The sequence below is a fragment of the Bifidobacterium sp. FKU genome, from assembly GCF_026016385.1.
GTDB classification, from domain to species: domain Bacteria; phylum Actinomycetota; class Actinomycetes; order Actinomycetales; family Bifidobacteriaceae; genus Bifidobacterium; species Bifidobacterium infantis.
This window is the reverse complement of sequence record NZ_CP092888.1, coordinates 909859-921705: the sequence shown is the minus strand read 5'-3', so window position 1 is coordinate 921705 and position 11847 is coordinate 909859. Positions and strand designations below refer to the sequence as shown.

Sequence of the window (11847 nt, the reverse complement as noted above, 5' to 3'; positions counted from 1 at the left end):
GTGCGTTCATCGTAACTCGTTGAGCGCTTTCTGCGCGATGGCCGTGAGAAAGCGTATGCCGTAGCCGATGGCGGCCGGATTCGGCCGGAACGTCGGCCCATGCGCGGCACCGGTCTCACCGGCACCGATGTGCACGAACAGGCCGGGCTTGCGATCAAGGTAATATGAGAAATCCTCTCCTCCCAGTTGAGGATGATCATCATCCGCGTGAAGCCCCTGCTCGGCGATGACTTCTCGTCCGATGCGGGTCCATCCGGCGTCGTTGAACACGGAAGGCGATCCGAAGAACCACGAGACATCGGCAGTGGCACCGTAGGCGGCGGCCGTGTTGTTGATGATGGCGATGGCGCGCTTCTTGGCGAGAACCCGATCCTGCGGCTCGGTAGTGCGCACCGTGCCCTCGAAGAAGGCATCCTGCGGAATCACATTCCACGAATTGCCGGCTTCTATATGGGTGACGGACAACACCCGCGGATGGCTAGGGTCGAGATTGCGCCCAATGACCGCCTGCAACCCCTGCACCACGTTCGTCAGCACGGTGATCGGGTCGATGCCATCCTCCGGTTCGGCTGCATGCGCGCCCTTGCCGTGAATGGCAACCTGGAATTTGTCGACCGCGCCGGTGATGCCACCCTCACGTATGAGTATGGACCCAACCGGTCCGGCTGCATCGTGCGTGCCGAAAAACGCCTCGACATCGTCCAGCACACCCGTGTTCAGCACCTGCACGGAACCCGTGGGGCGCTCCGCGGTAGCACGACCTTCCTCTGCCGGCTGGAAGATGATCTTGACGGTACCAGGCAATGAGGCACGCCGTTCATTGAGCAGAATCGCCGCGCCCAACGCCACGGTGAGGTTGAAGTCATGACCGCAGCCGTGCATCACTCCGGCATTATCCGAAGCGTAGTCAAGTCCGGTATTCTCAGTGATGGGCAGCCCATCGATGTCACCGCGCAGGGCGACGACGGGCTTGGCGCTTGCGCCGCGCACGATGGCCACCACGCCGGTCCTGAGTCCCGATTCGAGGATTTCAACGCCATGCGATTCCAGAATCTCAAGGATGCGCGCCGTGGTGCCGAACTCTTCATAGGAGAGTTCAGGATGACGATGGAACCAGCGGTACCATTCCTGCACATCAGCGTTCAGAGCATCGGGAAGTGCTACGAACGCCGTCGGGGATGCGCCCGATTGGGTTGTTGCTGCGGTCACCGGAACCTCCTTTGCGTGACGGCGATGACGGACGGATGCGAGGACGTCTCAATCCCTTCGGCTTCGCTCATTGTTTCACTCCTCCCAAATACGCCTCCTGCACCCGCTCGTTGCCGAGCAGGTCGCCGGCTTTGCCATGCAGCCGGATACGTCCGTTCTGCAGCACATAACCATAGTCGGCGATCGAGAGAGCCAGCTCGGCCTGCTGTTCGACCATGAGCACGGAAACGCCCAATTCGTCACGCAGTCGCGCTATCTGTTCGAGTACGTCTTCGACGAGTTTGGGAGACAAGCCCATCGTCGGCTCGTCCATGCAGATGATTTTCGGGCGACTCATCAGGGCTCGCGCGAACGCCAGCATCTGCTGCTCGCCGCCGGACATCGTGCCGGCCTGCTGCATACGACGTTCCTTCAAACGAGGGAAGCGATCGTACATGGCTTCCAGATCGCCGGCCACACCCTCCCTGTCGTGTCGCGTATAGGCGCCAGACAACAGATTCTCCTCCACCGTCATCTGCGGAAACACGCGCCTCGCCTCGGGCACGGCGGCGATACCGGCTTGGACCCGTCTGCGCGTGGACAGTCCGGTCACATCCTCGCCTTGGAACCACAGCGAACCGGTCTTCGGATGATTGATGCCCAAAATCGTCTTCATCGTGGTCGACTTGCCGGAAGCGTTGCCTCCCAGCAGAGAGACGATGGCCCCTTTGGGTACGCAGATCGACACGTTCTGCAACGCGTGGACCTGCCCGTAATACACATTCACTCCATCGAGCGCAAGCAGGGCATCCCCGCCATCATCCAACGTCCCGGTTTCATCTCGTCCGGTACCGGCACCGGTGTCCTCGACTTCGACGACGGCGCCAATGGAGTTCTGCATCGCAAGCACATGCGACTGCCCGGCGACCCGGGTATGGTTCATTTCACGCCGCTTGCCGAGATACGCCTCGACCACCTGCGGGGCATTGCGCACATCATCCGGGGCGCCTTGCGCGATGACGCGGCCGCCATCCATCGCAAGCACACGGTCGGACAATGCAGTGACCAGATCGATCTTGTGCTCGACCAATAGGATGGTATGTCCCTGCGCTTTCAGATACTGCAGTTGACGAAGCACTTCGGCGGTCTCCGACTGGTTCATGCCGGCGGTCGGCTCATCGAGCAGCAGGATCTTCGGTTCGCTGATGTGGGCACGGGCGATTTCGGTACGACGACGATTCGCGTACGACAACGTGTAGGTGCAATCCCGTCGACGCGCGCTCAGTCGTTCACGGAAACGGTCGATTTCCCGATCCACGCGGATGTTCACCTCATCGGCTTCGCGCCGAGTCCGCGGTCCGGGAACCAGCGCCACGCCGGTCTCGGCGAGCAACGACAGCCAACGCGCGATCGGATACCTTTGCAGGCTTTTGAACGGGCGTGCCGCGACGAGTCGCCGGTGATATCCGAGATTGATGTTTTCTTCGACGGTAAGACCGCCGAACACACGACCGTTCTGGAAGGTGCGCAGCAGTCCCCGTTCAGACATGTCCGCAGGGCTCAGACCGGCAACCGGCTCGTCGGCAAGATCGATGAGCCCGGAATCAGGCTGCAGAAAACCGGAGATCAGGTTGATTGTGGTCGATTTTCCCGAACCGTTCGGGCCGATGATGGAAATGACCTCACCTTGATGCAGGTCGAAAGAGACCTTGTTGACGGCGTGCAGCCCCTCGAAGGACTTGTCGAGCTCGCGCACGCGCAGCATCACCGGCGCGTCAAGGACGGCCTGGCGGTGTCTTTCGGAATATTCAGCCAGATCATCCGCGTTATCGAGGCGTTCGTTGTCGATATCGATGCCGGTCACGGCGTCTACGGTGGAAAATACGGTCTCGGAATCGGTCATGGCGACTCAGCCTTTCCGGGCGAACAGGCCCTGGGGACGGAACAAGATGACAAGCACCAGCAGCACGCCATACAGCAGGATGCGCGCGTCGGAAGCGAAACGCAGCAACTCGGGCGCTCCGATCAGCACTATGGAGCCAAGCACCGCGCCGAGCGGAGAGTTCATACCACCAAGCACGATGATGGTCAGGATGAGAATCGACATGTTCGAGTTGAAGATCGTCGGATCAATGTACGTGTACTGGTGCGCGAGCAACGAACCGGCGAGACCTGCGAAAAACGCGGCAAGCGCATACGCGAGCGCCTTATAGGCGCCAGTGCGGATGGACAGCGCCTCCGAAGCCTCGCGATCCGATCCCACGGCCTCGAACACGCGCCCCAGATGAGCGGTTCGGATACGCATGACGATGACCAGCGTGACAAGCAGCACGATCACGTCAAGCAGATACATCATCTGCTGCGTGTACAGCGTGACGCCGAACACCTTCGGGAACGGAATGCCCTGAATGCCAAGAGAACCCTTGGTCAACGGCTCGGCGAGGCGAATGATCGCCACCATCACCGCACCTACGCCGATGGTGGCGATGGCGACATAATGGCCGGAAAACCTCCATACGGGGAAGGTGAGCACCGAGGCGACAAGCGCCGCGATCACACCTGCGGCGGGCAACGCCACCAGGAAGGGCCAATGCGCCTGCGTGGCCAGAATCGCGGAGGCATAGGCACCCACGGCGAACGGTCCTGCCATGCCCAGAATCGTTTGGCCCGCGGAGCCGGAAATCAACGTCAGTCCCACGGCGGCGATGGCATAGATGGCGACCTGAGTGCCCACGCCGGACAGGTAGTCATTGAAGAAGAACGGGGTGGATACGAGTGCCACGGCACCGATGAGATTACCCCACCAGGGCAGCGTGATCGCCCTGCCGCCTCCCAGGAACGTGCCGGTCAGCGGCTCGGATTTGACATCGGTCTTCGGCCCAAGCAGACCCTGCGGCTTCACGATGAGGATGATGATCAACGCGCCGAAGGTGATGAGGTCATGTGCACCGTCTCCGAACAGAGAGATGCCGAACGCTTCCACCACACCGAGCACAAGACCGCCGACCACGGCTCCCGGGATGGAGCCTAGACCGCCGATCGTGGCCGCCACGAACGCCGTCATACCAATGGTGCCGCCATTCATCGGATTGATGTTGCCGTTGAACAAGCCCACGAAGATGCCGGAAACGCCGGCGAGTACGGCACCGATCACAAAGGAGAGGTTACGGATGGCCTTCACCGGGATGCCCATCTGCATGGCGGCTTCGGGATCCTGGGAAGTGGCGCGAATGGCCTGTCCCGCTTTGCCGAACTTGAGGAATGCCCATAAGCCAAGCATCGAGAGGACGGCAAGCGTCACCATCACGATGTCCGAAGTGCCGAAACGCACGCCGGCGACTTGCAGGTTATAGGTCTGCAGCAGTTTCGGGAACGGTCGGGTCTGTGGCCCGAAGACGACCTGCAGACCATTGTCGAGCACCTGGCCGACGCCAATGGTGGCGAGCAGCGCCGCAATCGGTTTACGGCCTTCAAGCGGAGCGATGATCGCCACGTTCATGATCAGCCCCAGCAGTGCGGTAACCACGAGCACCGCCACGAATGTGGGCACGATTCCCCATCCCCATGACGAACCGAGCCACCAGGCGATCATCATGCCCACGGCCACGATGGAACCTTGGGCGAAGTTGGCCACGTTGGTGACGCCGAAGATCAGCGACATGCCGACTGCGACCAGCGCATAGGCGCTGCCGTGTATCAGTCCGGCGAAAAGAACATCAAACATTGTGTGCGTTACCTCGTTCGTGGTGTATGGGAAAGCCCGGAGAATCAACCTTCGTATTGTTCGAACTTGCCATCTTTGACGATGAGCAGAATCGGATCGATGTTATCGGCGCGACGACTCTGCCGATCGAATTTGAACGTGCCGCCATTGCCCTGGTAGAGCGGGAAATCCGTCACGGTCTGCAGCGCCTTCTGTATGCCTTCACGGGTCGGTTCGGTCTTGTTGGCGGCATAGGCCAGATCGATGATCGCCTCGTAGGCGGTCACTTCGAAATTGCCCGGGTTGTTGCCGTACTTGGCCTTGAAGTCCTTGACGAACTGCTGGGCCTTGGCGTCCTTGGTGCCGGTGGCGGAGAAGGATCCGGTGATGATCGAACCCTCGGCGTTTTTGCCGGCGAGATCGAGGAACTCCTTGGTTTCCTGACCACCGAAGTACAGGCCGTCGTACCCCAGCTTGTCGCGCAGGGTATTGATCACCAGAGCGCCGTCCGGCCCGTAGCCGATGTCGACCACCGCGTCAGGCTTGGCATCGCGCGCCGGAATCAGAATCGGCGACAAGTCGGTGGAGTCGGGCAGATAGCTGGACTCGTACACAATCTGGGTACCGTTTTTCTCGGCCTCCTGCTTGAAGTACCGATAGGCCTGTTTGCCCCAGTCGTTCTCGATGTAGACCACCGCGATCTTCTTGGCTTTTTTGGCCACTATATCCGCGTTGGTCTTCTGATACTTGTCCTGACCGATCTGGGGAGTCCATACGTGGTCCCCGGTATCGGTAAAGGTGGGTGCCGAATTATTGAAACCGTAATGCACGAGGCCGGCCTGCTGGAAGATGGGCGACGCGGCCGAGGATGCGGGCGAGGCATAGTCACCCACCACGGCGATGATCGACTTGTCCGACACGATCTTGGGAGCCACCGCGGCGTCTTGCTTGGCATCGGACTGCGTGTCATAGTATCGAAGACCAAGCTTCTTACCCTTGACGCCGCCATCCTTGTTCACCTTGGCAACCGCCAGATCGAAGCCTTGCTGGAACAGTTTGCCGTATTGCGCATATTGCCCGGTCTTCGGATAGATGACTCCGATGTTCACGGTGTCGTCGCTGGAACCGCTGGCGGCATCCCCGCCAAGGCCGCATGCGGAGACGCCAATCAGTGTTCCCGCAGTGACCACGGATGCGATCGCCGTACGGATGATTGTCTTGATGGTCATGATGTTCCCTTCTCTATTCGAATAATCATGAAGCGTAAATGGGGACCGGCTCAGCCCACGCGGATGTCGCTCAATGCCTGCAGCGCCTCGTCGCCCGCCGGGGTCGGAACCGTGCAGCTTGGTGCCAGCAAAAACGGTTTGCCCGTACGAAGCGCGCTGGTCTTGGCCAATTCGCGGCGCACCTGTTCGACGTCACCGTCCGGCGCGAACAGGTCGTACGGGGCACCGGCGACCGGCACAGCCGTCAGGTCGGCATCCACCTGCGGGTTTCCCGGTTGATACTGATCCCACTGCAGCAGGTCCACACCCTTCACGTCGAACCAATTCGGGTGGGATTCAGCACGACAGGTGTGCAGCAGCACCACGGCGTCCGGGTTGGCGCGATGCACCGCGTCAATCACGATGCGATCGTATGGTTCGGAGAATTCAAGATAGCGTTGCGCGTCGAAATAACCCTCGCTCACCGTGCCGGTGAGCGCGTAGAACACGCCGTCGAGTCCCGCTCCGCCTTCGGACTCGGGACGAACCAACGCACGCGCATAGGAGGCGAGTGTGCGGGCGATGTTGGCGAGCGCCAGCTTGGCGACACCAGGCTGATTGAAGATCAGATCTTCGACGCGGAGCGTCGCGGTGGCGTAATCGTCACCCGGGTACAGCGGCAGATCGGCGATCTGCAGCAGGACGGACAATGGCGAAAAGACGGTCTGCAGCACGGCACGATCCTCAAGGCCATGCCGGATAAGGGCGGCGGCGGCCAGAGCCTCGGCGAAATACTCATTGTCACGAACGTCGAGTTCCTTGACTCCACGCACATCATCCGGTTCGGTGATTGCGGCGCCGATCTTCTTCGGCAGCACGAATCCGGCATAATCGTTGCGATCGTACCGAGAGCCCCAAGCCTCGGCATAGTATATGGCGCGCGGATTGATCTTCACCCATTCCCAATCCCAGCGATTGACGAAATCGATGGTGGCCTTGGCGAATTCCTCGGCACCGTATTCATGACCGACAAGATGCTGCCAGGCGCTAACCAGATACGGCGTCCGGGACTGATGATTGACGATGGCGTGGAAGTCGGCGCGACGATTGACCATATTGGGGTCCCTTCTCCTGATTCGCAACGTTATCCGTCATCGAAGCGCATCGGCGATGCCGATGTCAAGCGGAATGCCGCCCACGTATTACAGGCATTTCTTATAGCGTCTTATCCATCCGCGAAATCATTGCATCCTTGAAGCGCCTATCAAGAACACCTATATGCCATTTCGGAAGGAACGACGACGGTTCGGGAATCCATGCGGTATTACGGGAACTGACATACATCCGTATCCATCATCAGAAGAGGTGAACCGATGGGAGCGAACCTGTATTTCATCGGCGGAGGCAATATGCCGAGCGCCATCATAGAAGCGGTGCGACGTAAGGCCGCCGCATATCCGGTCGACCACATCTGGGTTGAGGAAATCTCACGGGAACGCGCCGAATATCTGGCATCCACGTACAACACCGAGACGGCGTCACCGACGGACGCCCCGGATGCCGACATCGTGGTAATCGCGGTGCGCCCGCAAGACGATGTCGCCGGCGTGGCCGCTTCAGTGGCGCGACGTTTCGACCCGGCGAAGACCACGGTGATCTCCATCGTAGCCGGCTATACCATCGCCAAGCTTGAGCAAGGGCTCGGCCATGGGTGGCGTGTGGCCCGCATCATCCCGAACACACTCACCACCGTGGATTACGGTTACAGCGGCGTGGCGCTGAATGGGGCCGCGGCACGCGAGGACGTGGATGCGTTCCTCAACACTTTCGGCAAAGTACTGTATGTCGAGGAACGACTTATCGACGTAATCACCGGTTTTTACCCGCCGAACATCGTCTACCATTTCATCGACGCCTACGTGGATGCCGGTGTGCTGGCCGGTCTGCCCCGGGACGCGGCCAGAGCCATCGCGCTCGACACCATCATCGGCGGCACCGAATTCCTCAAACAGAAAGACGTGCTGCCTCAAGTGCTGCTCAATATCAACAACTCCCCCGGCGGAGTGGGAATCACCGAGGCATATACCCTGAACAAAACCGGATTCGCGGCATCCATACAATCCGCGGTGCTGGCGGCGGTCGAGCGCACCACGGCGCTCGGCGGCGATGCAAAGTAAAGACGGGAGCCGATCATGACGCAACAATTCACCTGGGACCATACGGTCGAATTCGTGAATGACCTCAAGTCCGCCGAACGGACGTTCGCCGACGCAGGGCTGACTTCCCAATACGGCGGCAAGCACGTGGGGCATGGCACGGAGAACTCCCTGGCCTACTTCGCCGATAACTATCTGGAGTTCCTGGCATTGTACGACCGCGAGGAAGCCTTGTCGGAGACGCCGGACCATGGGCTGATATTCCATGAAGCCGGGGAGCTGCTGCCCGAGTATGTGGGATTCTATCGTCCGGCATTGCACGTGCATGGCATCGAACAGGCGGCCGAACGGCTCACGGCCAAAGGCCTTGATCTTGGCCATATCGTTCCGGGCAATCGCACGACGGCCGCCGGTGAGGAGATACGCTGGCGGTTGCTCTGGATCAAGGGCGATGATCGGGGCCTGCGCTATCCGTTCGTCATCGATTGGGGTGCGAGCGAATCCGAGCAACTGGCCCGCTACGAGAGCGGCGGACTGCTGCACCGGCATGCCATAGGCGAAGTGGACACCCGTCGCGCGATTTTCGCGGTGCCCGACCCCGCGGCGGTGGCCGCGCACTGGTCCGACGTGTTTGGTTTGGGTCTCACGGAAGGCGGGGACGCCGACCGGCCCGATGAGCACTATTTCGATCTCGATGTGGGAGGGCATCGTGTCTGGCGCTTCGTCCAGGGTCAATGCAACGCCATCACCGAACTGCAGTACGACGCCCCCGCCGGCAAATCCTTCGATGTGACCATCGGCCAGGCGCGATTCAGAAGCCTGTAAGTACGGTCCACACACAACCGCAACAACGCATGAGGCGTGTGCCACCAATCCAATGGTGGCACACGCCTCATGCCGTAAGAGGGCCCTGCCAATCAGTCAGTCAGCAGATTCAACTCCCGCAGCTTGTTCCTGATGTCCTTGGCGGAGGGCTCCACCTGGAAGGAGCCATCATCGTACAGCACCACCGGAATATGCTGCTGGCCGCTGATGGCCACGGCACGATCGGCGGCACCGTCCTCCTCTTCGATGTTATGCCAGATATACGCCGCACCCAGCTCATCCAACGTGTTCTTCGCCTGACGGCAATCACCACACCATGTGGCGCCGTACACATCAATGGCCATGCCATGTCCTTTCTGCGCGCCGCGCTTCGTCCGCGGCTTCCCATCGCATCCATCGTAACGGCACATACGGCCATATCACGTCAAGCGAACACCTTCGGAGTCAATGCGCCAAGTACATCGGAGTCGATGTGGCGTTCCCTGTATCGGGCATAGGCGATATCGAAAGCCTGTCCGAGGTCTTCGATCAGATCGTTCGCATCCTCGATGCCGACGGCGAGACGCACCAGCTCATCGGTGATGCCGACCTTCAGACGCTCCTCCCGGGGCAGTTCGAAATGCGTCATGCGGCAAGGCAGTTCCGCAAGCGATTCCACGGCACCAAGGGACACAGCCAATCGGAAGATGTGCAGGTTGTTGAGCACATCCGCAGGGTCCACGCCAGGCACCACTTCGAAGCTCAGCACGCCGCCGGCGCCCTTCAACCCCTTGGCTGCGAGCCGCTGATCGCCGGCACCGGGCAATCCTGGATAGTGAACGGATTTGACCAATGGGTGAGCGAGCAGATACCGGGCGAGGGCGTTCGCGTTTTCCTGCTGACGATCCATACGCAAGGCCAACGTCTGTATGCCGCGACGCACCGAATCACATTCGGCGGGCGCCAGGACCCCACCGAGACGATTCTGCGCGAAGTACACGCGATTGGCCAGATCCTCACTGGATACGACCACAAGACCGGCATTGACGTCGGAGTGGCCGGCCAAGTACTTGGTGGCGGAATGAATCACCACATCCGCGCCGAGGGAAAGCGGCTGCTGCAGGTACGGGGTCGCGAACGTGTTGTCCACGATGGACAATGCGCCGTGACGATGCGCCGTCGCGGAGATGGCGCGCACGTCATTGACCTTGAGCAGCGGATTGGTCAGGGTCTCGAAATAGACGGCCCGGGCGGGCGCGACGCCGTTCGCGCGATCGCCCCGCACTGCGGACTCCAAAGCGGCGTCATCCCTGGTATTGACCGATTCGACCACAAGCCCCCAACGGGTGAAGAACTCATTGAGCTGCGAGTACGTCCCACCGTAGATATTGTCTCCCACGACGATACGGTCGCCGGGCTTGAAGGTGCTGAGCACCGCATGGATCGCAGCCAGACCGGAGGCGAACGCAAAACCACGCTTTCCCTGTTCAAGCTGGGCGATCTGCCGCTCCAGGAAATCGCGCGTGGGGTTGCCGCTGCGCGCGTAATCGTAACGGGGCATCGCGTCGACCCTCTCAAAGGCATATGTCGTCGAATTGTAGATCGGCGGGTTCACGGCTCCGGTGTCATTGTCGTCAACCGGCAGTCCATGAACGAGCTGAGTATTGAATCTGGTCATTGCGCACCCCCTTACGTGTCGCGTCATCCGTGCACGGGACTCCCCCGCGCCACATCTATGACTGTAATGCAGAACGCCGGCCCGAAGGCCGGCGTTGCTATATGCGTTGGTTATGAAGCGATATAATCCAGTTCCCCATCCGGTTCAAACGGCTGGGCGGAACCCGTCCGTCAGACCTCACCGCCTTCGACCACGATCTCGTCGGGATTGACCTCGTCGCCGTACACCGGTGCCAGGGTCTCCTGGTAATCCTTGTGGAAGAAGTCGTCCTTGCCGAGTTTGACGATCTCATCGTTCACGAAGTCCAGCAGTTCCTTGTTGCCCTTCTGCACCGCTGGGGCGATGGTGTCGTCGTCACCAAGGTGGGTGATGCCGACCTTGAATCCCTTGTTGGACTTGGCCCAGGCGAGCACCTCGGTGTTGTCGGTGGAGAAGGCGTCACCGCGGCCGTCCAGCAGTGCGTTGTAGGCATCGGCGTACTGGTCGTACTTCTGCAGCTTGACGTTCGGCGCGTTCTTCTCGAACCAGGTTTCGGCGGTGGTGCCCTTGGCGATGATCAGGGTCTTGCCGTCGAGCTGGCTGACATCGGTGATCCGGGCGCTCTCCGGGGAGACCACACCAAGCGCCACCTTCATGTACGGCTTGGCGAAGTCGACCTTCTCCTTGCGCTCATCGGTGACGGTGAAGTTGGCGAGCACCAGATCGACCTTGTTGGAGGTGAGCACATCCACACGGGCGGCCGGGTCGACCGACGTGTATTCCGGCTCCACACCCAGATCCTTGGCCAGTCGTTCGGCGAAGTAGACGTCATAGCCCTGGTACTTGCCGTCCTTGTCCACGTAGCCGAATGGTGCCTTGTCGGAGAAGACGGCAATCTTGATCTTGCCGCTCTTCTTAATCTCGTCGAGGCTGCGGGCCTTGGCGTTGGCGCCGGAGCTGGTGCCTGTGTCAGAGGACTTCGCTTCGCTCGGGGTGCCTGCGGACGGACCGCATGCGGCCATGGATGCCGCCATTACCAATGCCGCACCTGCGGCAATCAGTGCTTTGAATGATCTCCCAACCTTGATACTCATTGAGTTCTCCTTCTCTTGTTGTTATTGATATTTCTTC

10 protein-coding genes are annotated in these 11847 nt (G+C 60.4%); 2 read left to right on the top strand and 8 right to left on the bottom strand.

What is annotated here, in order from left to right; all coding sequences use genetic code 11:
• Nucleotides 1–6: 6 nt before the first annotated feature.
• The 5 genes from MMB48_RS04090 to MMB48_RS04070 all read right to left on the bottom strand — a co-directional run bounded on the left by MMB48_RS04090 (nt 7) and on the right by MMB48_RS04070 (nt 7214).
• Nucleotides 7–1209, bottom strand: coding sequence for an amidohydrolase (locus MMB48_RS04090; RefSeq protein ID WP_050496319.1), 1203 nt, complete (start codon nt 1207–1209; stop codon nt 7–9).
• A 67-nt stretch (nt 1210–1276) separates the two neighbouring features.
• A complete protein-coding gene (locus MMB48_RS04085) occupies nt 1277–3091 on the bottom strand; it encodes an ATP-binding cassette domain-containing protein (RefSeq protein WP_014484692.1) in 1815 nt (604 codons plus the stop codon).
• Between the two features lie 6 nt (nt 3092–3097).
• A complete protein-coding gene (locus MMB48_RS04080; RefSeq protein WP_012577143.1) occupies nt 3098–4912 on the bottom strand; it encodes an ABC transporter permease in 1815 nt (604 codons plus the stop codon).
• A gap of 44 nt (nt 4913–4956) precedes the next feature.
• Nucleotides 4957–6120, bottom strand: a complete 1164-nt coding sequence (locus MMB48_RS04075; RefSeq protein ID WP_012577142.1) for an ABC transporter substrate-binding protein — start codon at nt 6118–6120, stop codon at nt 4957–4959.
• A gap of 50 nt (nt 6121–6170) precedes the next feature.
• Complete coding sequence (locus MMB48_RS04070; protein WP_012577141.1) at nt 6171–7214, bottom strand: uroporphyrinogen decarboxylase family protein; 1044 nt, start codon at nt 7212–7214, stop codon at nt 6171–6173.
• Between the two features lie 258 nt (nt 7215–7472).
• Here MMB48_RS04070 and MMB48_RS04065 point away from each other — a divergent pair, with 258 nt between their 5' ends.
• Both MMB48_RS04065 and MMB48_RS04060 read left to right on the top strand, forming a co-directional pair.
• Entirely contained in the window at nt 7473–8276 is an 804-nt protein-coding gene (locus tag MMB48_RS04065) for a pyrroline-5-carboxylate reductase family protein (protein ID WP_012577140.1), read from the top strand.
• Nucleotides 8277–8291: 15 nt separating this feature from the next.
• Nucleotides 8292–9080: a VOC family protein gene (locus MMB48_RS04060; RefSeq protein ID WP_012577139.1), complete on the top strand. Its 789-nt coding sequence runs from the start codon at nt 8292–8294 to the stop codon at nt 9078–9080.
• A gap of 92 nt (nt 9081–9172) precedes the next feature.
• Here the strand turns inward: MMB48_RS04060 and MMB48_RS04055 are convergent, their stop codons facing one another.
• From MMB48_RS04055 to MMB48_RS04045, 3 genes are all read right to left on the bottom strand, one after another.
• Complete coding sequence (locus MMB48_RS04055; RefSeq protein ID WP_012577138.1) at nt 9173–9424, bottom strand: mycoredoxin; 252 nt, start codon at nt 9422–9424, stop codon at nt 9173–9175.
• Nucleotides 9425–9504: 80 nt separating this feature from the next.
• Nucleotides 9505–10737 carry a trans-sulfuration enzyme family protein gene (locus MMB48_RS04050; RefSeq protein ID WP_012577137.1) on the bottom strand — a complete coding sequence of 411 codons (1233 nt, stop codon included), beginning with the start codon at nt 10735–10737 and terminating at the stop codon, nt 9505–9507.
• 170 nt (nt 10738–10907) lie between these two features.
• On the bottom strand, nt 10908–11810 hold the full coding sequence (locus tag MMB48_RS04045) for a cysteine ABC transporter substrate-binding protein (RefSeq protein WP_032745338.1): 903 nt from the start codon (nt 11808–11810) through the stop codon (nt 10908–10910).
• Between the last annotated feature and the right edge of the window lie 37 nt (nt 11811–11847).

What these genes read in the sequence shown, in the direction of transcription:
- MMB48_RS04060 (WP_012577139.1), top strand. Translation starts at nt 8,292, where the DNA reads ATGACGCAACAATTCACCTGGGACCATACGGTCGAATTCGTGAATGAC.
- MMB48_RS04055 (WP_012577138.1), bottom strand. Translation starts at nt 9,424, where the DNA reads ATGGCCATTGATGTGTACGGCGCCACATGGTGTGGTGATTGCCGTCAG.
- MMB48_RS04080 (WP_012577143.1), bottom strand. Translation starts at nt 4,912, where the DNA reads ATGTTTGATGTTCTTTTCGCCGGACTGATACACGGCAGCGCCTATGCG.
- MMB48_RS04085 (WP_014484692.1), bottom strand. Translation starts at nt 3,091, where the DNA reads ATGACCGATTCCGAGACCGTATTTTCCACCGTAGACGCCGTGACCGGC.
- MMB48_RS04070 (WP_012577141.1), bottom strand. Translation starts at nt 7,214, where the DNA reads ATGGTCAATCGTCGCGCCGACTTCCACGCCATCGTCAATCATCAGTCC.
- MMB48_RS04065 (WP_012577140.1), top strand. Translation starts at nt 7,473, where the DNA reads ATGGGAGCGAACCTGTATTTCATCGGCGGAGGCAATATGCCGAGCGCC.
- MMB48_RS04050 (WP_012577137.1), bottom strand. Translation starts at nt 10,737, where the DNA reads ATGACCAGATTCAATACTCAGCTCGTTCATGGACTGCCGGTTGACGAC.
- MMB48_RS04075 (WP_012577142.1), bottom strand. Translation starts at nt 6,120, where the DNA reads ATGACCATCAAGACAATCATCCGTACGGCGATCGCATCCGTGGTCACT.
- MMB48_RS04045 (WP_032745338.1), bottom strand. Translation starts at nt 11,810, where the DNA reads ATGAGTATCAAGGTTGGGAGATCATTCAAAGCACTGATTGCCGCAGGT.